Origin of the sequence: Marinobacter adhaerens HP15 (genome assembly GCF_000166295.1) — a bacterium.
Classification (GTDB): Bacteria; Pseudomonadota; Gammaproteobacteria; order Pseudomonadales; family Oleiphilaceae; genus Marinobacter; species Marinobacter adhaerens.
The window spans coordinates 112,891-135,778 of record NC_017507.1; the positions used below are offsets into that span (position 1 = coordinate 112,891).

At 49.3% G+C, this 22,888-nt stretch carries 13 protein-coding genes; 5 read left to right on the forward strand and 8 right to left on the reverse strand.

Annotation, left to right across the window (positions count from 1 at the left end):
• The first annotated feature begins 1,554 nt into the window (after positions 1 to 1,554).
• Both HP15_RS21360 and HP15_RS21370 read left to right on the forward strand, forming a co-directional pair.
• A complete protein-coding gene (locus HP15_RS21360; RefSeq protein WP_014579401.1) occupies positions 1,555 to 3,552 on the forward strand; it encodes a CocE/NonD family hydrolase in 1,998 nt (665 codons plus the stop codon).
• 1,089 nt (positions 3,553 to 4,641) lie between these two features.
• Positions 4,642 to 5,898 carry a tyrosine-type recombinase/integrase gene (locus tag HP15_RS21370; RefSeq protein ID WP_014579403.1) on the forward strand — a complete coding sequence of 419 codons (1,257 nt, stop codon included), beginning with the start codon at positions 4,642 to 4,644 and terminating at the stop codon, positions 5,896 to 5,898.
• A 22-nt stretch (positions 5,899 to 5,920) separates the two neighbouring features.
• On the opposite strand, the gene HP15_RS21375 is transcribed toward HP15_RS21370, so the two are convergent.
• The gene (locus tag HP15_RS21375) at positions 5,921 to 7,081 is read right to left on the reverse strand and encodes a hypothetical protein (RefSeq protein ID WP_014579404.1); all 1,161 of its coding nucleotides are present in this window, start codon (positions 7,079 to 7,081) and stop codon (positions 5,921 to 5,923) included.
• A 385-nt stretch (positions 7,082 to 7,466) separates the two neighbouring features.
• Between HP15_RS21375 and HP15_RS21380 the strand changes: the two genes are divergently transcribed.
• From HP15_RS21380 to HP15_RS21800, 3 genes are all read left to right on the forward strand, one after another.
• Positions 7,467 to 9,044, forward strand: a complete 1,578-nt coding sequence (locus HP15_RS21380) for a hyalin (RefSeq protein ID WP_041646807.1) — start codon at positions 7,467 to 7,469, stop codon at positions 9,042 to 9,044.
• 83 nt (positions 9,045 to 9,127) lie between these two features.
• Complete coding sequence (locus HP15_RS21385) at positions 9,128 to 10,582, forward strand: hypothetical protein (protein ID WP_014579406.1); 1,455 nt, start codon at positions 9,128 to 9,130, stop codon at positions 10,580 to 10,582.
• Positions 10,583 to 10,679: 97 nt separating this feature from the next.
• Positions 10,680 to 11,348: a response regulator transcription factor gene (locus HP15_RS21800; RefSeq protein WP_014579407.1), complete on the forward strand. Its 669-nt coding sequence runs from the start codon at positions 10,680 to 10,682 to the stop codon at positions 11,346 to 11,348.
• A 39-nt stretch (positions 11,349 to 11,387) separates the two neighbouring features.
• Here the strand turns inward: HP15_RS21800 and HP15_RS21395 are convergent, their stop codons facing one another.
• The 7 genes from HP15_RS21395 to HP15_RS21430 form a co-directional block, all read right to left on the reverse strand.
• On the reverse strand, positions 11,388 to 11,798 hold the full coding sequence (locus HP15_RS21395) for a hypothetical protein (RefSeq protein ID WP_014579408.1): 411 nt from the start codon (positions 11,796 to 11,798) through the stop codon (positions 11,388 to 11,390).
• 24 nt (positions 11,799 to 11,822) lie between these two features.
• Positions 11,823 to 13,475 (reverse strand): alpha/beta hydrolase family protein, encoded by a 1,653-nt coding sequence (locus HP15_RS21400; RefSeq protein WP_014579409.1) that lies wholly within the window; start codon positions 13,473 to 13,475, stop codon positions 11,823 to 11,825.
• Between the two features lie 170 nt (positions 13,476 to 13,645).
• A complete protein-coding gene (locus HP15_RS21405; protein ID WP_014579410.1) occupies positions 13,646 to 15,724 on the reverse strand; it encodes a CocE/NonD family hydrolase in 2,079 nt (692 codons plus the stop codon).
• A 288-nt stretch (positions 15,725 to 16,012) separates the two neighbouring features.
• Positions 16,013 to 17,536 (reverse strand): flavin-containing monooxygenase, encoded by a 1,524-nt coding sequence (locus tag HP15_RS21410; protein ID WP_014579412.1) that lies wholly within the window; start codon positions 17,534 to 17,536, stop codon positions 16,013 to 16,015.
• A 13-nt stretch (positions 17,537 to 17,549) separates the two neighbouring features.
• Complete coding sequence (locus HP15_RS21415) at positions 17,550 to 18,389, reverse strand: SDR family NAD(P)-dependent oxidoreductase (protein WP_085987860.1); 840 nt, start codon at positions 18,387 to 18,389, stop codon at positions 17,550 to 17,552.
• A gap of 19 nt (positions 18,390 to 18,408) precedes the next feature.
• Entirely contained in the window at positions 18,409 to 19,344 is a 936-nt protein-coding gene (locus HP15_RS21420; RefSeq protein ID WP_014579414.1) for a metal-dependent hydrolase, read from the reverse strand.
• A gap of 1,100 nt (positions 19,345 to 20,444) precedes the next feature.
• Positions 20,445 to 22,706, reverse strand: coding sequence for a helix-hairpin-helix domain-containing protein (locus HP15_RS21430; protein WP_014579417.1), 2,262 nt, complete (start codon positions 22,704 to 22,706; stop codon positions 20,445 to 20,447).
• Between the last annotated feature and the right edge of the window lie 182 nt (positions 22,707 to 22,888).

The window sequence follows — 22,888 nt, forward strand, 5'->3', positions numbered from 1 at the left end:
CTCCGCATCCAGATAGTGCAGCTGTAGTGACGGCGGCTGTTGAGAATATAAAGCTTCTTCGGTTCATGGTTGTAACTCTGGCTAAATCGCTGAAGTTTGGCTGTCTTATGTTTCAAGCGCGTGACTTTTATTGTCATAACGGGCTATGTTCGTATGGACGCAAATATCCTAAACGGGAAGGGAGCAAGGTTTCGTACGTATTGAGATTGGTGAGGTTACCTTCGGTGCAGCACTATAAATGAATTTGACCTGTAGACGGATTCACTTAGCCTGTGCGCTGTGCCGGGCCCTCGAAACGTTGTAGATCTTCCGTGATTGGGGGTTAACGAGTGACTGAGGAGTCGCAGAAACAGCTCCACCGCCAATAGCTGCATCGCAGTTCGTTTTAACTGCTGTAAGAGCTTGGATTGAAGTCAGCGTCTATTATCTTTGTAGGCCATTGAGCTGTTTGGCGGCGACAAACTTATGTTCAGGCGCTATATTTATTTTGAAGTCTGCGAAAGCAGAAGCTTAGCATCGAGTTGTCCCGTTTATGCCGCATTTATATGCGGCTTTTTTAATTGAATTAGCCTTTTTAAAAACAGTTGCCAGCAGGCGAAAGGGAAATTGCCTAGGGGGCCATGTACAGGCAATGGAACCCGGAAAGGGAACAGCTATCCGTGTTTTGTAACCTCGCAAACTGGGTTTGAAGATTGTTGGTTAACACAATTTTAGGCACGTTGCCTCGCTGACGACTTATACTTGTTCGCCATTTTGAGACTGGCTACAGCCGTGGCCACTCCGATAAGCCATGCTTCGAGATGGCTAAAGTCCCCGAGGTGCACAGCCAAAGCCGACAGACCTATAAGTGTTAGAACGAGGGCACGCCTGGCATTGGCTGATCGACGGTCTTTTAGCATGGAAAAGTGCTTCCCGATAAAGGTCTCTTCGGTAGACTTAAAGAGGAGTCATCCAGGCCTTCTCATGCCAAGACACTGAAAGTGGGCAATAACCATAAATCGACGAAAAATGTGCGTGGTTGGAGGTCACCGTCTTGAGTGTCCTCAATTAAGGCTATGTTTATCTTTGAATGCGGAGTTAAAGTCCGAAACACATCTTCCAGCCACTGCTCGCGTAACCCCCTGAATGATTGGACAGAGAGAACCATCGACACCGAACCATCACCCTTCCGAATTGTAAGGTCTGCGACGTCAATAGCGGGGTGGTCTTGAAACCTACGGTTTAACCTCGCAGCTTCTCGCCTGAAACGTTTGCGTTGCCTTGCTAATTCACACACGGATGGGCGTGGCCTAACACTCAGAATCGTTTCTTGCATGAATGCATACCAGTGAGGGTAAGTGGCAGTGCTCGTTTGAGTTATTCTTTACGCGGCTTCAAAGCCGTCGGATTTCCCTGGGTCCAAATGGCAAAGGTCAGCATCGAAGAGGTGATGCTATTAAGGTGCTGGCTTGCCATTGTGTACCGTCAGCCGTGCCATAGGATGCAACCAATCTTGTCGTAATACTGGCCTTTGAGGTCGTGGTTCTGACTGATTCGGGCTAAAGGATTCTTTTCATGAATAAGAAATGGCTAAACAAATCTCTTTTAACCGCTGTGTTTGTGTCGATGGTAGTAACAGGATGCGGAGGGTCTTCCTCTAACGGAGCAAATTCTGTGACGACCGAATCCCCGGCAAATGCTGCGCCTGAGGAGTTGGCCCCAGATAATTCCGAACCGAGCCCGGAAAGAACCGTCATGGCACTTGGGTCGAGGGCAACTCTCGCACAGGCACGGCCCGTAAACGAGCACGAGGCTCGCAATTGGCAGTCTTATCAAAGGGCACCAACCCACACCCACGCAGTCACGCTGCCCGCAGACACAATCACGTTGAGAGACGGCATTGAGCTCTTCGTGAAAGTATCTTTGCCGGGATTCTCAGCAAATGAGCCAGCACAAGGCCGGTTTCCAGTGGTTCTCACTCAAACCTCGTACAACACATCGGTCGGGCAGTTCATACCAGAATTGGGCGGTGCCAATGAGTTCTTGGTAAAACGGGGCTATGCCCACGTGGTTGTCGACGTCCGAGGAACCGGTAACTCTGGGGGGAACTGGGAAGCGTTTGGTGAAATTGAGCAGGCGGATTACCTTGAGGTGGTAGAGTGGGTAGTGGACCAACCATGGGCTGAAGACAGCATCGGCGTTGAAGGTATTTCATATCTGGGTATTACTGCGATTCTCACTTCACAGCTTAATCACCCGGCGATTAAAGCATCATTTCCCATTGTGCCAATCGGGGACGGCTACCGAGATATTGTATTTACCGGTGGGAACGTGAACGCCACATTCATACCCTCTTGGATGGCGCTTGTGTCTGGACTGGGCCTTTTGCCTGTTGAGTTGTTACCGACGAGCCCAACGGCATTCCTTCAGGCCATACCAGAGCGTCTCACCGGTGCGGTAGTGGACTTCCAGGTGCCGACTATCCTAAAAGCCTTACTCGGTGCGTCGGATACCGCTTTTGATGAAGAGTTTTGGGCCGTCAGGTCACCCATCGAAAAAGTAGACAGTATCAACGTACCCACGTTTATTGTGGGCGGTCTTTTCGATTTGTTTCAACGAAGCGAACCATTGTGGTTCGAACGGTTGAGCGGGAGAGTCCCTGTCAAATTGCTTATAGGTCCGTGGACGCATATAGAAGCGGCGGGGATACCAGACGACGGTTTACCACGTGATGGCGTTCCAACACTGGATCAGATGCGGCTGCAATGGTTTGATGAGTACGTCATGGGATTGGATACCGACGTAGAACAGCAGCCAAACGTTACGCAGTACATTCTAGGTCTCGAAAGGTATGAAACCACCAGTCAGTGGCCCCACCCTGATATTCAAGCACAACGGTATTTTTTAGGTGAATCTGGAACCATGACGGAGATGCTTCCGGCAAGCGAGTCAGAGTTGTCCACGCTGCAACAGCCTCTCAATGGGTTATGCAGTTTCAGTACAACGCAATGGACGGCCGGTCTGACGGGATTACTGCCTATTCCATGCCTGGAGGATAACCGTTTATCGGAATTGGCAGCTCTAAAATTCGAACTGGATGCGCCAGCCGGAGGCCTGTACCTCAACGGTCCAATGCAGGCTGACCTTTGGGTTTCGACGACCGCATTTGATGTTCAGTTATCCGTACGGATTGACTTGGTAAATCCCAATGGAACGACGACTCCGGTGACCAATGGGCTACTGACCGCTAGCATGAATGCGGTCGACGAGAATCGATCACGCATCATCGATGGCGAAATGCTTCAACCGTGGCACACCTTCCGGTTAGAGGACCGAGACCCTTTGACGCCTGGTGAAATCCGAAAGGTATCGGTGGAAATTTTCCCAACGAGTGTTTTCGTCGAGCCAGGCCAGTCCCTGCGAGTGTCGATTAATACGAGCAATGTTGCACAGGGCCTTGCCCCGGTATTGACGTCGCTGATCCCATCGCTCCTTGGAAAAATGACCCTGCATCTCGGACCGGATACACCTTCCAGCCTTGTTTTACCGGTCGTGCCCAGTTTGGGAGATTAAAACGATAGGGAGTTATCAGTTGGAGAAAATCATTAAGCATATGAGATTGCCTTGAAAGGTGAAGCGCGTTAACCCCAGACGATGGAAATGGGCCTGGTTAACCCATCAACTGCTTCTAACGTGCTTCGGTATGGGCCTCGTCGCTGTAACGGCGCCCCTCTGGTGGTTGGCTTTACTCGATCTTTTGTTAACCATTGCCGGATCCGAGGTTCGACTATCACCATCGAACTCGATTATGAATGCAATTAACCCTGTGAAACAGGCCCTCGGGTCATGGGTTGGCTTTGTTGGCTCAGCCGTGGGCCTCGTTTCCTTGAGGGATGCCGGGAGGCTTCAAAGAATACACAAAAAATATCCATGTTCTCCAATCAGGCAGCAAGTACCACTCATTATATGGATGGGTTGGCATTATGTTTTCTTTTTGCTCGTTTGGTTGATGGGGTCCCTCTTGCCAGCCACATGGTTGAACTTATTGAAAACTGTCGAAGTATGGGAGAATACTGACTTGCTGGTAGATACAACAGCGGCTCCGTGTGAGTTGCTACTCATCATGATCGGTTTGATCCTGGGTTTTATTTTGGCAAGTCGACGTCGAACAAAATTGTTGATGTTTGCACGATAAAACTAGAAGAGGCGAGTTAGAGTAAGTAGTGCTTGGTACTAATATCTTTGCTAGCCGACCGTATTCGTTTCACTCCTCTATGTTGTACGTTGTCCCTGGCAGCAAAAACCCATAATCTTGCCTGAATCCTCAACGTCACAAGAATAAGTAGCGCTTTACCCTAATTAAACCCATATTTCTAAAAATTTAAGCTGAGAACAGCAACCATCCTATTTTTCAAATTCGCTCTGCATTGGGACAACGTACAACAATGGCGATATTGAAAGTAATTCAGGTGATAGACTTCACCAAAACATTGCTTTCACCGAGAGAACATCCCAAAGACAAATGAGGGGCTCGACTGCTTATGTCAAATACCTATCAGTATTTGACATAGGGATTTCTCTCGCTATACTGCCGCATAACCTGATTACTCTTCGTCCTCGAAAAGTTCGAGTTAACGATTCTAGCCAGCAAGATACCTAACAATGACAAATTTTAAGGGTTTCCCCATTATTGACGCTGCATCTCACCTGGATCGCCAAATTCAGGAGGGTGGTTATCCCGCAGTGCGCAATGCCATTGGGAGTCTATCTGTTAATTCCGAGCAAGCGCTTCGGGATTTGGAAGTAAGTCTCCAATATCTCAGTGATTACTCAGCAGTCCCGGGAACCTACAATCGATTTCGAAGCGAAGTTCAAAGATTTTTGAACTACCTGTGGGTAGTTTCAGAGCGCACGCTTGTTCACGTCGACTCACAAGTTGTCACCAGCTACTTCAAATTTTTAAAAACGCCTCCAGCTTCATGGGTCGCGCCGAGCATTTTTTCGGGATTTCAAAACAACCAAGGAAGCCGAGCAATCAACCCTCGCTGGAGACCGTTCACAAATCAGCGATCAAAAGCCAAACGATACGAAGCAAGTTCAGTCAGCTTACAGTCATCAAGAACGGCCTTAACGAGTTATTTTCGGTTCCTACGCCAACATCAGATTATCTCGGGAGATCCATTCCTAGAGGTTCGTCGCCGAAACACTCGGGCAAAACCAAGTACCGTTCTCAATCAACAAGAAAATACTGTCCGTCGCTACACCGATTGGCAATGGTCTTACATACGGAACACACTAGAACAGTCCGCGAACGTGAATTCGTATTTTGAACGCCATTTATTCATCATAATAACAATGAAAACCTTGTTCCTACGAATCAGTGAGTTATCCGTTCGATTCATTGATGGCCAAATTCGACTGCCCGTATTTTCGGATTTCAAGCAACAGGTACAACATGGAGAAGAATTCTGGGTATACACCACGTTAGGTAAAGGTGACAAAAAGCGCTCAATAACATGTCCAGATGAGTATATCCCATATATAAAACGATGGCGTTCCCATATCGGGTGTCCCTCTCCCCTTCCGTTACCTGGAGAACACGGTGCAATCCTTCCATCAAGGCGTGGCGGAGGATTAGGTTCGCGGCAGATTCAGCGCATCTGCGAAGAGGGCATTATGCTGGCGGTTCAACAAATGACAGCGGATGGCTTCCTCGACGAGGCAAGCCAACTTGCAGCGATAGCCTCAGAGACTCATTATTTAAGGCACACCGGTGCTAGCCAAGCCATCGAGGGTGGAGCGAATATACGACACATCTCCGAAGAGCTCGGTCACTCGAGCGCAGGATTTACTGAGCAAATTTATGTCAATGCTGATCAACGTAAACGTCGTTCCTCAGGCCGCAAACGTGCCATCTGAAATTAGCTAAACATACTGATGCTCAAGCAGATTGGTCTGCAACGTAACGATGAATTGGCAAAGAAATTAGAAAAGGGTCCCGTTCAATTTTCGTCGAACGTTGGTAACGCAATTCATCGTCTGAAGCAATTTGGAAAGTTGGTATCTGCTCACGCGGATGTTCAGCGTAGTAAAATACAGGCAAACGGCTTTTGATTCCCAGGCTTTTGTTTTTGAGAATGGGGTTAAGAGGATCCTGCTTAGCAAACGCCGTTGCGCAGAACACTGAAATGCGACTGTCGTAGGTTTCTCCCTTTCGCCAGCTGTAAACTTCAGCCTTCTCATTTGCGAGGATCTTTAAATCGTGATGAGCTGCAGCATCATTTCTTTTGCCCAGTAACTGAATAAGTTCATTTTTTTTGATTTTTAATGTCGATGGTGTCACCGACCACCGCCAACTAATTTTATCAGGATTTACGCTTACAACCGGAATTTGTCGAGTCAGTTGTCGAATATTAAGCCGTTTATGCAACAGCTCCCGCACCATATTGCCCGCGACTTTCCGTCGAATATTCAGCGGTGCCTCTGGCATTAAAACAGCGTAGAGTTTTGCCAATTCTTCCTTACCGCTCTCTTGCCCCAAAGCACTTTTTAAATGTTGAAGCCAAGCTCCAAATTCCGTCTTCCTTTTGTTCAGTTCGATAACTGCCTTAAGTGTAGAGCGGCTCCCAGAAATCGCCCCCATGTATAGCAAGGTCTCCTTTTCATCCTGACCATCCGCATAGTGCCAATTAGATATGGCGTTCAGAATGCTCATTCGGGCGTGAGACCCAGTCTGATGAACAGGTCGAGCCATCATTGCCTTGTGTCCTAAGCGCGCGTCCTTCACAACACAGTCGCGAACAACCTGCGCCTGATCGCGAATAAGTCGATATGCGTGCTGAATATTTCCGAGTACTGCTTGACACCGACGCTTACACTCAACGCTACCGAGAGAATCCAGTTCCGACATATCCAATATTGGAAGCGCCAACTGTTGCAGATTTTCCCAATCGGTTGGCACAGCCAAAAGAGCCTTTTGATCCGCTGCGTTTAGTAAATCGGCATAGTCACTTTCAAACTTGGCCGCTTCAGATTCTGCATCATCATAGACGGAACGGGTTTTACTCGGCTCGTTTACCTGACAACGATTAACATTATTCAAATCATTCCCTCATTATTTGTAAACAGCATATAAAATTAAAACTTTCATAATCGTTTTCACAAAGAAATAAGGATTAAAAGCAACAGCAAAACTCCAGGTTATCTTTTAATTGACATTTTAAGCCAATTTTAACCACGGCGCCACTGTACAAGCCTCTCGCACACATGTCTGACTGCAAAACTTGATAGCCAATACTCAGAATATCTGATGATGCGAGTAACGTTGGCTTAGGATAGTTCCTACGATGGTATCGAGCCGTTACATTTTGTTACATTACTCACTCAAAGGAGGGGGGCGACAGGCTAGGGAAACAGAGTTTAATGCCATGCGACGAGATCAATACCACATAGCTTCTGTTTACACTCGATTTCTACAGGAAGGAAACATGGACAAAAATACTCTTGCCTTGGCGATTGCGCTACTGAGTGGTTCAGTCTTAGTGGGCTGTAATGGTTCATCAAACAATAACCCGGTCACTGATACTCCTCCCACCGCCGACGATGACGGAAACGACGGAAATAATTCTGATAGCGGAATTTTGGTTTTTGCAGCGTCAGATAGTGGTGGTTCAGTGGTACAGCCAAGAGGGGTCACAGCCCTCGCTGCAGCCCCGAGCGAGTTTCTGTATAAAACCGACGGTACCCCTGACGGTACGATCAAAATTGTCGATGACAACGGCAACGGTTTTGAAGTTGGGCGTTTTGGCAGCGGTTACATGGCGGAGCTGGACGGCACGTTCTACTTCGCGGGCAAAGATAGCAATGGCGATGTGGAACTCTGGGCCACTGACGGAACCGGCGCGGGCACGGAGCGTGTGGCGGATATCTATCCCAATGGCAATGGTCAGCCACACAATATGGTGCCGGCGGCTGGAAAATTGTTTATGAATGCAGTGGTCGATGGCTTTGGCCGCGAGCTGGTGGTTTACGACCCCGTTTCCGGAAATAAACAAGTGCTGTCGTCAAATATCAATGGAAGCCCAACAAGCAACACGTCTCCAACGTCTTTGACTTCTGTGGATGACGGTTTGTTCTTTTTTGATAGAGCTGCCGGCGATATCTACTTCACTGATGGTACGTTAGCCGGGACGGCGAAGATCGCGACCAACAACGACACGACTAACGACCCGAACAGTTCGCTGGCGAAATATCCGGAACTCATTGAAGATGGTGATTGGCTGGGCTACAACGGCAAGCTTCTGTTTACCGGACGCTTCAATGTACTCGATGCAGAAACCCGTCTTTACGAGCTTGATCGGAATGGCGTTATCAAGGAAATTTCGTTCGATGATGGCGGCAACACAGTAAGGCTGGATATCACCCAGAATGTGGTGGCCAGCAACGGCAAGGTGTATTTCGTGGCGGACTCGACTGCTGGTCTGCATATTTTCGAGTATGACGGCAGTACAGTGACTAACCTCACTACCAGAGAGGGCAGCCGTCCTTATCAACAAAATCTAACAGGCACCTCACTAGGTGTGTTTATGCCTGTGGAAAGGCGCGACTCTGGAGTGGATCCGTATCTTTTCTACGTGGGTAACACTGGCGGCTCGACAGGGATCGGTGGAGCTCTGCGCGGCCCGACGGGTAGAGCAAATTCCTTTTCTCTAGCTTTTAACCTAGTGGATGTGGACGGCACGGTCTTCTTCACAGCAACAGCCGAGGGTTCTGGCGGCGCTGATTTCGGCATCGAGCTCTGGAAAACCGACGGTAACAACCCGGGAACCCAGCTAGTCAAAGATATCAACGACCAGACGGCTGGCGCAGACTCCGTACCTTCTCCGCTGATTCCGATTGCGTACCAGGTGCCGCCAACTGTCACGGGATCGCTCGAAGGCAAGTACTTCTTTTTTGCAAATGATGGCAGTCAGGGCTTTGAGCCATGGGTGTCCGATGGTACAGAACAGGGCACGATTCTCCTCAAGGATATCAATCCCGGAGCTGCTTCTAGTCTCTTCGACTAACAGACACAGGGCGGAGGAATACCGGGCGAACGTTATGCCCGGCACTAATGCTCCGCCCACCACCAATAAATTAGGAAGTTAATATGCAAAAAATGATTCTCGCAGCGTCAATTGCGCTGATCAGTGGCTCTCTCTTAGTCGGCTGTAACGGTTCATCAAACAACGCCCCCGCCCCAGCAGATGACGCTGGCGACAACGATGGCGGCGTGGATATCGGTGGTCAATTCATCCTCGACCCAGGTTTTATTCCCGGCCGCTCTGAATACACTGGCCTCACGGCCGTTGACGGGGTGGTATACGCTTCGCGGGTTGATACCCGGCCTGTCGTCGGCGTTTTCCGAGTCGAGAGCGCAGTGGAGCCAACTTTTGACTCCGTAATCTTGCGTGCTGCGGAAGGCTCAAATGAGTTTGAAGTGGTTCAGGAGCTGGACGGAAAGCGTGTGGGCGGCCTTGATGCAATCACCGTCATAACTGGCGATGAGGTGGATGGCGTCAGACCGAAAGACAATCTGGTTGTCGCTTGCTATCCGGCAGAAAACACACTCGACGCAGCCGCTGCACCGGAAATTGTTGGCCTGGTCGCATATCGAGACGACGATCTCGCGAACACGAGTGTGTTGGAAGGCGAGGAGTTAACTCAACCTGGTCCAAGCAGCCCGGCAGAGTTTGCACAAATTGTTTATCGGGGTTTCGTGCCGGGTCAAGGTGTTGAGCTGCAGCAAGCTCTCACCGACTGTAACGACTTATCCGTTGCTGTTAATGACGAAGTGAATTTTGGTGAAACCGACTTTGCGGTTTTGGTTTCCGGTGCGGGTATTGATACCACCCAGAGCTCGTCCTCAAACCAAAATATTCAACAGCGGTCGCAGGCGTATTTTGAGCCAGGAGTCGTTTACAGTTGGGATGACGACTCTGTAGTGGTAACTATCCGTAACGGTGATCGGGACCTTGTGTTTAGCGGTCCTTCAACTCAGAATGACGGAAGCGATCAATTCCTTGTGGATTCGGTGGAGCTCGCTGTATTCGATGGCCTGGTACCGCTGGTGACCGTTCGCGATCCCAACGAAACTGATGGAAAACTCGGCCGCACGAATGTGGGGTCAGACGGACCCATTGTTGACCAGGATGACAACGTCTTCACAGGAGTTGACCCAGACGATATGGAGCTATCTTCACTCCAGCAACTGCCGGGAACGACCCGCTTTATCGCAGTGCATGATGCCAGTGAGCCCAATGCAAAAGGACTTGCCTCCTTCGATGGTCGGGATGCTCAGCCAACAGGCGATGCGTCACCTGCAACAACGCGATTTGAGAGCCTCGGTCAGGTTGGTATGGATTGCTTGGGCGCCCTCACGTTTGTCTCCGACTCTGAAGGGTTGTGCATGAGCGCGTCTACCCCGGGACAATTCATTTTCTTTGATGTTCCAGAGTTTGAGACTCCGGATCCGGATGGTTCTGCACCCCAACCAGATCCGAACGAGCCCGTCATTCAGCCAAAACCGACAGATCCAAATGAGCCTCCAGCGGTAGCTGTTTAAGGCTTAAAAAGGACAACCGACCGCCTGGTCGGTTGTCTCAATTCGCGTACAATCAATTTAGGGCTGCAGAAGCCACCATTTCGACAGTGAAAGAAACGTGGACACAATACTACACAAAGAAAACATTCGCGTTTTACTAATCGATGATCATGCCCTTTTTGCAGACAGCTTGTCAGTAGCTCTGCGCAGCCATGACCCAGGGTTTTTGGTAACAGCCAGGCACGATCTAAGGGGTGCTTCCGACTTTTTGATGTCGCACCTCGTCGATTTGATCATCCTTGATCTCGAGCTTGCGGACGAATCAGGGTTGGGTCTCTTAGGTCAGCTTAAAGTAATCTGCGGCAAGAACTTACCTTCAGTATTACTGTGTTCGGCCCATCATCGCCCCGCCAGTATCGCCAAAGCGTTTATTCAGGGCATCGATGGTTTCGTATCCAAATCACAATCCGTTGAAGAGTTTTATCAAGCAGCCAGACAAGTTCTCACTGGTAATCGATACTGCTACCCTGCCATTGCTCGTCAAGTTTCAAAGCTTGAACGTTCTCTCTTAATGCCAGAAACAAAGTACCAATTTTCACCACGCTACGTTGAGATTTTGGTCTTGTTATCAGAAGGACGAACCAATCACGAAATCTCCGACGAACTGTCGATAAACCTCAATACCCTGAAATCATACCTAAAGGACATTTACAGTATCCTCGGCGTCGGTTCTAGAATGGCCTGTGTAAGAAAAGCGGTTTCAGAAGGGATCATCGACTTTGTTTGATCACACAAAGAACCTATTAGAACGTGAGCTCTAACTCGTTTATCCCCTCCATCCAGGCATACGACGATCCAAAAGCCCAACAATTGCTGTGATTTCGCTATCAGAGAATAAATGGCTTTTCCGGAACGCAAAAAGTAGTCTTTCAGTCGACGCCTCATCCAAACGTACAACATACGCCTGAAGATTTTGGCGCTGCATTTGAGATAGGTTCTGAGCGGACAACACGACGACCATAATTGCCGCAGCCAGTAACAAGAGAGCAGCTCCAAACGCAAACGGTGCCTCGCGAATAAAATCCACTTCACTGTAGTTCAGAGCAATCAGTACGGGCATTAAAACCAGACCCACCAAAAGTGCGAGCCATTGAATTCCCGTATCTCGAATTCGTTTTTGATCTTGAAAGTCTCGCAATCTCGGAAAATTACTCAGATCCGTTGGCGTTTCTGACATTGTTCACTCGGTCTAATAACCCAATTATTCAAGACAGCCTGCTCGGATATTCCCACATTCCTGTTGCACACCAGAACGATCTGGATACGAACGCGCAGACTGATAATGGAAACTCATACGATCTGCTCCGCCAATTCGAGCATCATCAATGAGTCGGAAATCAGCATTCGCATAGCCCGCCTCTTCAGGCTCCTTTAGCCAACGATCAAACCAAGCCACAGTATAGTGAGTAATCGAAGGTCGTCCCCACCCGCCAACACAGGCCTTTGCTGCTACATCCGGGCACCATGAGGATGCTGGAAACAACGGGAGTAAAGAAAAGTCGAAATGAGTAGTTCCTTGAAAGCCCAGCGCATAGACGGGAACACCAGCAGAGCGCCAAGCGTTAAAGGCCACCTTGCCACCCTCAGGGTCTGGGGGCGTCAAATAAGGGAGCGGCGCAAACCCGTAGTCAGCAAAAAAAGACATCGCGGGTACTCGAGGTGCGAAGTTCGGCAGCGTACCCTGTGTGATTGCCAGAAGCAGCACGTCGTAAAGCGGGGCGGGTAATTGCAAATTTGAGGCCGTCGTCAGTCCATCACCAGACGGCGTGATCAAACTGTCCCAAGCAACGACCGCATCAACTGGATTCTCTTCATCAATCAAACCAGGCCAAGGTTCAGCCCCCGAAGCTCCGTACCCTTGGACAACAGATACACCGATAGCGCCCAATGAATGTCCTGCAATCCCTAATCGCGAGTGATCAAACCGAAACCATTCAGGATTAAATGCTAGGGCCGATGCAGCTCCGCTCTCCTCGCACGATTCTTGGTGTGGGTATGGTTTGTCAGGCGTTGAGCGAAAAAAATCGATCGCGTCTACCTGACCTTCCCAAAACACCCTGGGGTTTAAATTACCCCCCTGCTGCAAAAGCGGTGTGAAAAGATCTGACCGTCCCTGACCGCGAGGGTCATAGGTTAGTACAGCATACCCAGCCCTCACTAGTTCCTGAGCAGCCCATGTATACGCTGTTTGAGGAGCTTGAACGGACCCGTTCGTTATCACGATCGTTGGAACCTTGTTGTTCGCACTTGCCCCCTTTGGTATCCACATCTTACCTGACAAACGGGCGCACTGGCGGTCATAGAAAACCACATCCGTAACATCAGCCTCGGTCTCATAGAAAAGTCGCCCATCAGGACCTTCCGCCTCCCTATAACGGAAAGGGTCACCGGTGCAAGGCAATCCGTATGTCGCGCATAATGGAGTTACGGGAGAATTTAGAGTCAGTGATAGAGGGAACAGCGACTCGTTCAACGACAACGATAGCAGCCACGAGGGATCTGCAATTGATCTTTCGGCAAATTCACCAAGATTGATCAATGATTGGTCGACAAATCGCCGCAAAAATGGGGTCAAAAGTTGCTCAACCGGCGCCTCTAAGGTTCTGGCAAAGTTTGTCGTTTCGCACTCCGTCCATACTTTGCTACCCGCAGGTGCATTATCACAGCGAATGTCGAGATCCACTGGTGTCGTAGGCAGCAGCCGATTGGACTGCGGACGCTCAGTTTCAGGCTCTTTCTCGCCAATGACCGGCTCAGTGGCATCGCTCTCATTGTTCGTGGTTTCACCACTGGATTCAGAGCCACCACAACCGGCGATCCCAAATAGCACCACCAAAACCAGCCAAATTTTCATCTACACTTTCCTATCACGATTGACACGGGTGCTCTTCGGATAACACTTAACGATATTGATACGACAACCTAACTAGCCTCCCGCCAATGAGCGATACTCATCAATGAACTTCGAAATAATGAGGCGATGCATCGCCCATACCCTGCGCAAAACATCGAACTGCCAGCCCGCTACTGCAACGGAAACTGATTAAATCGGTCGACTTGCTCTGAAAAAGGAGGCTCGGCTCCTGTCCTATAACTCGCCGCTTCAGCCGCAAATATGGGCAGTCTTATTTCACCTCGAACCGTGTATGCGTTTGTATTGACAGCACTAAGCAATGACTGGAGCGGATCCAATACATCACCTAAGAGAGTTTCCTCAAGGCCCTGCCCTGGAACAATCGTGTCAAGCAAAAGTTCTGAGACCTGACCAAGCGTGGCGGTCGTCAAAAAGTTCATTTGTTCCTGTGCTTTGAAGGCCATAATCCCTACTTTGTCCCCCGCTTTCAGAACCTCACCGACTCCAACCAACTCAGAGAACGATCTGAACTGAGGCGCGAAAGTAGTGAGCATGTCATCGATTAACAAAGTTTGACCACCACGTTGTAAACACAATCCAAGATAAGCAGCCCCGCCGCCTCCTACAATTCCGCCCTGTACTGAAAAATCCCTGAGTCTTGGAATACCAGCCAATACCTGGGTTGTGTCAGACGGCACCTCATAAACTACCTCACATTTTTGGGGCCCCCGTAAATTCCCGATCCGAATATCGAACGGTCTCCAAGCTCTATCGACGTTCATTTGTAAATCCGTGCGGCTCGACTCTCCCGGTATCGCATCCAAAATGACACCTCGATCATCGTCAAGCGACAAGCACAGGCGAGGGATCTCCTCAAGTACATCTTCATCTGCACCCCGTAGTTTGACGTCAAGCCACCGGCGAATGGAGTCAAACATATCCACGTTGCCACAGGATGTTGCTCCATCTATCTGGCTGGCCAGAGGATTCATGTGCCCCGACTGATTCGTCATCAGACGAACATCGCCCCCAGCCACACGGAGATATCTGTAATTGTCAAACGCAGCCTGAGCATTAAATAGAACGTCACGAGTTCCCTGAACTAAAAAGGCATCCACGGGACGCAGTTCAAACGGCTTTTCGCCAGCCAGATACGGCTGCTCGGCAAGTTGCAGATCCGCGAAAAAGCTCAACCCGTTCTGTCTGACAAATTCTAATAAGTTACCTGAGGGGTTGAGAATATCTGCTTGTCGGATAAAGGGTGCAGTCAGGGCACCGCAAGCGTTCGCTAAAAAAGGATGCCGAGGCCGCCCCGTTGAAAGTAAGCACAACAGATTTCCCCATCCGCCTTTCACACCTCCGTTCGGTAGAATTGCCTGCTCAAGCGAATGCCAGGTTCCAACAGGTACAATCGTGTCGACGCGTTCGTCAATCGCCGCAAGAGCAAGCTGGAAGCCACCTCCATAGGAACCACCCATGAGACCCAGTGTAAAATCGCCAGTTTCATCAATTGCGACGGGGAGATGACCTTGACTTGCCTGGCGTGCAATCCAGTCGATAACTGCTTGGGCATCCCGTGTCTCGTGATAGGAATTCATCACCATCACATCGCCCTCACTTTCACCCCATCCTCTCTGACTAAACGAGACGATAATGTAGCCTTTTCGGTAGAGATCACTGAGCAATGAGTCTAGCTGGCCGAACATTGCTAGTAGGCCGTCTCCCTCCGCAATCGGACAATCATAGGCCTGTGGATTCTCACAGTCTGGGAGCGCATCCAATTCAGACTTCTTACTGCCACCCCAACCATGGCTGTGAAGGATAACGGGTAAGGTTTCACCATCGCGATGAGGTGGAATAAAAACCTGTGCATCTATCCAAGTGTCGCCTGATTCTTCGTAATATGCGTTGGTGCCTACAGAAGTACAAGCAGGTCCGTCGTCAACGTTGAACGCGGGCCGAGCACAGGTTGGAGGCGCATCAGAAATAATTGGATCCAAACCTGCTATGCCATCCCGGTCACTGTCCCGCTGATCCGTTTCAAAGCTCCGTCCAGCACGCATTTCGCCTAAGGCCGGCATCTCTGCGCCCTCTTCCATTGCTGCATCAGGATCCTGCTGGCCATTTCCGTTGTTGTCAGTAGGAGAATTATGGTTAAGGCCGTCGTCAAGTGTCTGCATTGGCCCGCTATCGCCACCACAGCCTGCAAGACCCAACAGAACTACCGCAAAAATATAATAACGGAGCATCAGGTTGATCCTTTTTATTATCGTGTATTTGCATCTATCTTGTACTTTGCAGATAGTGGATCAAAAAACGCTCAACCTATCATTGACCTGCTTCCAGGGTTCACCGTCAGTTTCGCCAATTGCCGGCGCACTCATTATTCTCGAGATTCAGTTAACCAGCAGGATGAACCCCCTCCGTCGAGGAAGGGGTTGTGAGGGGTCAGAAAATGCTTAAGTTTTCAACAATGCGGACTGGAAGCAGAGCAGCCGCAAGTTCCAAGGGAAAGAACTATTCCATTTAAGGAGGTGTTAAGCTGCATCTTGCTTCGAATTCACCTTTCGAATGACCTCGTAGTCGGCGAGGTTAAAACTCCGCAGACGTCGTTGCAACACCCGGAGTGACCAAGGCCAAGCCGCAAAATTCCGACCGTTTTGGTCGAGGTAGTAACTTTGACAACCACCACTATTAAAGACAGTGGATTTAAGGTTCTCCTGAACTCGCTCATTGTGTTTCTGCAAGACAGAGGGCTTAATGACGACCCGCCTAAGCCCTTCTCTTTTAATTTTTTTCAGGCCATCAATAATGTAATCAAGTTGAGCTTCGGCGAGCCGAATGAACGAATCATAAACCAAGACGTTAGGCCCTAAAACCAGAAATGCGTTTGGTACGTCCTTCAACGCTGTCCCCAAATACGCTTCTGGTGAACTATCCTTCCACAGATCAGATAACCGTTGCCCCTTAGTGTTAAAGACCTTTCGGCCTATCGGCGGATGAGATACCTCAAAACCTGTGCCCCAAATGATCGCATCAACTTCATGGCGTTCACCATTGGCGCCAATAACACTGTTACCCTCTACGCCAACGAGTCCATGCGGAATCAGATTCACGTTGTCGGCTTGCAAAGCCGGATAATAGTTATTGGAAAATAGGATGCGTTTACAACCAAGGGTAAAGTTTGGCGTAACCGCTTTTCGCAGCTCCTTGTCTTTAATTTGAACGCGAAGTAGTTGCTTCGCAGCGTTGCTAACTGGCTTCAAGGCCGCGGGGTTGCGCAAACCAAAATTAATCACATTCAAGGTCTGAGCCACACTTTTACGCCAGGTCCGCTGAATGGCTGGAAATCTACCGATAACTTTTTTACTGGCATCTCCTAAATCCAGATCAGGTTTAGGCAAAACCCAGGGCGCCGTGCGCTGGAACACGTGCAGTTTTTTTACCTTCGGCTGGATTTGAGGGACAAACTGAATCGCCGATGCACCAGTACCAATAACCGCAACCCGTTTGTTGGTTAAATCGTACTCGTGATTCCAATTGGCCGAGTGGAACATTTCTCCCTCAAACGTCTCAAGGCCCGGTAGGGCTGGAATCTGAGGTTCAGTAATAGGACCGGTAGCGAACACGACTGTTCGCGCGTAAGTTATTTCGCGTCGTTCACCAACCAGCGTATCGATAACCCATAACCCTTCCTCCTCATTCCATTGTGCGTTTTCTAATTCAGTACCAAAGTCGATCAGCTCACTAATACCGTAGTCTTTACCCACTTCTTCCAGGTAACTCAAAATTTCCGGCTGGCGAGCGAACAAATGGCTCCATTTACTACTCGGCGCAAATGAAAAAGAATAGAGAGACGAAGGCACATCACAACCACAACCCGGGTAAGTGTTGTCTCGCCAGGTACCTCCAACACGCTCCGCCTTTTCTATAATTTTAAAATCTGTGTACCCGTTTTTTTTCATCTTGATTGCAGCACACAAGCCGGAAATACCCGCGCCCACAATTAGAGAATCATATACATGCTCTTTAGACTTTACCCTCGGATTGGTTGTCGACATAACGTGCAACCCCTCAATGCTTGACGAAACGATATGAAAAGCCGAGTAAATCGGCATACAAATTCGGCGACACGCGTTTCATGACCCAAAACAATTTGGCGTCAACCTGGGGCGTCGTGTAGAGCTCACCTTTATCAAGGCGATTGAGTGTTAGCTTTGCCACTGACTCACTCGAAGTCATGGCATAGTTCATCAGAGCGTGATCAGCGAGCTTTGCGTACCGGTCAGGAATACGTCCATCTTTTATAATATTCGTCGGCACTAACGTTGGGCATAGAACGTTTACCCTGATATTGTCGCGCTTGAGCTCCGCATACAAGGTTTCTGAAAGTGCTCGAACCCCAGCTTTAGTTACGTTATACGCACTCATTTCAGGTGCGGCGGTGTAAGAGGCAGCTGAAGCGACATTAATGATCGCACCACCACCTTGCTTCTTAAAGCGCGGCGTAAAATAGTGGCAACCATGAACCACTCCCCACAGGTTTACATCCATTGCCCACTTCCAATCCTGCAGGCTCAACTCATCGAATTTTCCTCCAATACCAACGCCGGCGTTATTCACTAATAAGGTTACGGGATTACCCAACAGTTTTTCAGATCGCTCCGCCAGCCTTTTGACCTGGGCAGCCTTACCCACATCACAGGAAATCGCATAAGCAACACCACCGGCTCGTTCAACCAATTCCACAGTTTTTTCCGCGTTTTCTTTGTTGAGATCAGCACAAACAACGGCCGTGTTGCGCTTTGCCAATTCCAATGCAAAGCTTCGACCGATACCACTGCCAGCACCAGTGACCACCGCGTAACCATTATGACTCGATTTACGAGAACGGAATTTAAGAATATTCATCATGTTTACCACGTAGATTTTGTTAACCGCGAAGGCCTGGAGAGAACTCACGAGTCATGAACGGAGTCAGTAATCCAGTGTCAGGGTGCAAGAGTTTCGCTTTGTAATATTCAAGGTAGGCGCTGGTGTCATGATCCTGTGGGTGAAAATCCCGACGGGTATAATCGATAATATGACCGAGAGTACTACCCCAAACACCCTTCTTTGGACCTGCAATCAGAGCAAGGCTTCGTCTAACGTCTTTCCAATAGCGGGGGCTAATGAGATTTGTAGGTTTTCGAATCAACGGGATCAAAGAACCACCTAGGGGTACGAGGACTAGGATGGTAAAAGCTGCCAATGCGAAGCCCCGCATCCTGAGGGCATAATCTCCAGATAACTCTTGGAACACATCAAAGGCGATGTCCTTGTGCTCGGACTCTTCCAACATGTGCCACATCCAAAGAGCACGCTGCTTCTCATCGTCAGTTGTGTAGAAAACAGCCTCGTTTTTCATCATGTACTCAGACAGTACCGCCGTAAAATGCTCAATCCCCGCCATCAGAGATAGCTGCATACGATTCGAGAGGCGTTTGAAACCATACTCAAATACCTTGTCGGCCAGGAATCGGTAAAATGTCACCGGGAATCGATGCTCAGCTAAAACATCATTGAACTCGTTGTGCATTTTCGAATGGATCGCTTCCTGGCCAATCAGAACGGTGACCAAACGCTTTAATTCGGGGTCTTTGACGAACTGTCGATGATAACGCGCCGTATCAATCACCAGGTCTTCGCCGTACGTCAGAAATATGGACAGTGCCTCAAAATACGCAGAGGCGAGTTCGGTGCCCTCGTAAAATCTGTCGTCCAGATTCGCCGAGTCAAAGTTAAACTCCATGTGACGGACTGGCACATTGGGCTTTTCTCTGGCATCGAACTGGAGCTGTTCAGTTGCTTCCGCTAAGGCCGTATTCATAGACTCATTTCCTTTTCTGTTTGCAGCGACAAGGCTGGACAGCCAGCCCAGATGATCCGGCGCGCCTTATTTATGAAGGCGGCATCGGACAGAATACCGTTCAACAGACCTCTTGACTCTCACGAACAGCGGCAAGGCCCAGATAGGAAAGCCTTAGACCCGTAAAGGCAAAATAATTTCCTCAGAAATCGACCTCGCATAATTCACCGTGCCAACTAAGTATTTCAGCGGTGTTAGCCAATATGGCATAGATTACTGTATGCGATTATTCTTTATCTAGAAATCAAATTGACGGTTCAAATTTGGTGTCGATGATCTCAGGACAGATTCTGAACAGAAAACACAATTTTGACGAACGAGACAGTGCATGGCAAATTGTCACGACGATAGAAAATTAACTGATGACTGTGAGCTACTCTGGTCACCAACAGGGGCTCATTTCTTATATCGTTGCGAAGATTCAAGCCGCCTCGAACTCATAACTGCGAGTGACATTCAAGCTAACCGGTATCGCAGAGCGGGACACCCACATGCTCGACTTGACCGCGACAGCCTTGCTTACGCGCTTTTCAGGCATCCACTTTTATCACGTGTCATGACAGTAGAGGCTTGGGACAGGGCAGCAGTTGGCTTGGGTTCCCTGTATCGACGCACAAAACAGCGATCAAATAATCGATTGGCACGCCCGCTTTTCAAGAGTACGCCTTTAGATCTACCAGCTGAGTTAGCAGCTCAACGCCTAATCATCCTGTCCTGCTTCTCCGGGATCGAGAATATCCCTGCACAAATTGAGCTGACGGAGGTCTTGATTGCCCATCAAGCTAACCAAGCCGTTAGGCCAAGCCAGTTTCAAAAGGTCAGCCTCAAATCTCCTGGTTGGGCCGATCAGGCTCATCAGCGAACACCCCAGAATCTGCAGGAAGAACTGGAGTTCGTTGCTTCTCTGATGGCCAAGTTATCCACAATAACGAAATTGCCATGCAAGCGACGTTTGCTAATGATCGCTCGCCACACCGACCTCTCCATGCAACGAAGCTTAGTTAGCCAACAGACTAGGCCGTCCTCCTAAGCGGATAATTTTAACGACATCCACATTAACGTCATTTAGCATCCCGCTGCGCAAACATAATCGATAAAATGCCTGGATGAGTCTTATGGATGAGGTCTCGGGATTCCTCAATGACCCTCTCCCAAACGCTCTTGGGGCCCACGACCATCAAGCCCTTTTGAACATTGCGAAGCGCTTGATAAATCGTTTCGCCGGTAACAATGCCGGGGCGCTCGTCAAGCACGAAAATCCCGTACATCGGGAGTTTTGCGGGAGCTCGCGTTGGCGGTACTGCCCACCCCAAGCGCGCTCGACCGAGTGCTGCGTATCCAAGTGTCTCCTCTGCACCCGCACTTGTCTTCACAGAAAAGCATTTCCGCTCGTAATTAATTGACGTAATCGTCGCAAAATCTCCCTGGCGCCAGATTTTGGATTGTACGTTTTTAATCAAAGTCAATCGATCTCCAGGCTGCAAAGCCAACCCCTCTATCCTCGGTGGAAGTCTTTCTGCCGTTGACCAACAGGGTCCCTCGCGTCCTGAGGGGTTAAAGATATTAAGCAAATGATCGTTCAAGGCGGGAAAACCGAGGAAGCCGGTCTCACTCGGAGAAAATACTAAAACATTGTCTCTTGTGAAGCGAGCGACAGCAGCCTTGATAAGACGTGGTAGGACACTGAAGGTATGCGCGTCATCGTTCGTCCACCAAGCCGATAGTGGTTGGTTCTGAATCTGCCCAAGGCAAGCATTCGGATACGACCCAGCGTTCTGCAAGAGGACAGGCCGCTGCGCCCCAAACCTAGAAAATGACTTTGCAACTGTTATAACGGAGTTGGGCGTCGGAGGCACTTCTTTCTCAAGGTCAACATACCCGCCATGGCCCTCCGCAAATTTTGCGAGATCGGGGAGTATAGAACGTCCGTGCAAGGTTTTCGCATTGCCGCAATCACCAATCAGTATGATGGAGCAATTCGTCTTGACGGCTTTCAAGAGTCTCGCAAACAACGTTGCACTCAGGTGATCTGCCGAATAAACGATAATCCAATCCCAGTTGGAAACGGCCATTTGGCCATCCAAATCTGAGTCATTGAGCAACGCATGCAACGTCGGACTTTGTTGCCCCGTAGTGGAGCGGATACGTTCCGCCCCCACCGCCGTAACCGATACCAGGTTTCCACTGAGTGAATCCAAGTACGTCGAAACGGCACTTGCCAATTCGACCGATGTATCACAAGCCACCTCTATTGAGACCGTTTGGACGACCAACAGTGTCTTGTCAAAAGATGCCGGTGAGATCAGCGGAGAAAGAGCCTCATTTGCAGTCGACAGGCCTGGATCCTTCAAAGCCTCTCCGATGGACGACCGAATTGTTTGTCTCTCCGCTAACTCATCTACGATGAACGTGGCATCTTTAAAATATTTGGGCACTGTTAAATAAGTGACAGCAGGATTATGGCGTTGATCAAAAAGAACCTTAACACCCGGAATCGGTTGCCCGAGCCGTGCTACGATGAGATCGCCCGCTTCGGAATCGAAAACCTGCGCTGAGCGAATTACGTCGCTAAGCTCATAAATAGACCCGGTCTGCGAACTTTCCAATCGTCTGATAGCGCAACCAATCAGTGCAGACGTTCTCGACAGCGCAGACTCAAAACCAACAACTGACGCAACCGTCTCCGCAAGCCTGAAGTCAAAAAATGGGAACCCTCCCAACAATTCGTAGGGATTTCGTTTAACGCGACTCAATGCAACATTTCCGTAGCGCTTGTACAGCTTAATGGCCGTTGGCGCATCGACTCCCAACTCGACGAGTTCATTGATACGGCGCACATTTTCGCTGTTGGCCCTAAAGAACTTGCTTATTTCATTGACATCCTCTGCCCGAATACCTTGAACGGCGGTCAGGGCTCTCGGTGCTGACTCGATTATATCTAAGGTTTTTTCACCGAAAGTGGCTACAAGCCTCTGAGCAAGCTCAGCATCAATAAAAGGAGCGTTGGAAGACACCAAGTATGTCTCTATTTCGCCCACGGTTTGGGGTAGGCGTTGCCGGATGGAAGAGGCACGAAACTGAAGCCCATATTTTGGGTGCTCGTGCCAAGAGCCAATTACCTGTACGTATGATCCAACCTCGACTCCCCCTTGATAAATTACTCGTGCGGGTTGGCCAGATACCTTCTCGTCACTCTCGGAGCTCGCATGACCCAACCAAAAAACGGTCCGACTGCTGCCTGCCATTTCGACGGACAAAACCTGCCCAATCAGTGATTTCTTCAAGGAGTTATCCAGTCGCAACGACTGCGACTCCACATTCACGGTGTTGGTCCCCAATTCTCCTCCCTCTGACCCATCGGGTATCTCCAGGATTCGCTACAGTTCTTAGGCTGCGTGCTGATTCCAGCCTGATTAATACATTCCTCGCATGGACTATCTTATACTGGCTCTGTCTAGGAAAAGCCTTTTTTAACATCAGATTCTGCACCAAGTGTTTTTTCGTT

Coding starts and splice junctions, on each gene's coding strand:
- HP15_RS21360 (WP_014579401.1), top strand. CDS start 1,555: ATGAATAAGAAATGGCTAAACAAATCTCTTTTAACCGCTGTGTTTGTG.
- HP15_RS21370 (WP_014579403.1), top strand. CDS start 4,642: ATGACAAATTTTAAGGGTTTCCCCATTATTGACGCTGCATCTCACCTG.
- HP15_RS21380 (WP_041646807.1), top strand. CDS start 7,467: ATGGACAAAAATACTCTTGCCTTGGCGATTGCGCTACTGAGTGGTTCA.
- HP15_RS21385 (WP_014579406.1), top strand. CDS start 9,128: ATGCAAAAAATGATTCTCGCAGCGTCAATTGCGCTGATCAGTGGCTCT.
- HP15_RS21395 (WP_014579408.1), bottom strand. CDS start 11,798: ATGTCAGAAACGCCAACGGATCTGAGTAATTTTCCGAGATTGCGAGAC.
- HP15_RS21400 (WP_014579409.1), bottom strand. CDS start 13,475: ATGAAAATTTGGCTGGTTTTGGTGGTGCTATTTGGGATCGCCGGTTGT.
- HP15_RS21405 (WP_014579410.1), bottom strand. CDS start 15,724: ATGCTCCGTTATTATATTTTTGCGGTAGTTCTGTTGGGTCTTGCAGGC.
- HP15_RS21410 (WP_014579412.1), bottom strand. CDS start 17,536: ATGTCGACAACCAATCCGAGGGTAAAGTCTAAAGAGCATGTATATGAT.
- HP15_RS21415 (WP_085987860.1), bottom strand. CDS start 18,389: ATGATGAATATTCTTAAATTCCGTTCTCGTAAATCGAGTCATAATGGT.
- HP15_RS21420 (WP_014579414.1), bottom strand. CDS start 19,344: ATGAATACGGCCTTAGCGGAAGCAACTGAACAGCTCCAGTTCGATGCC.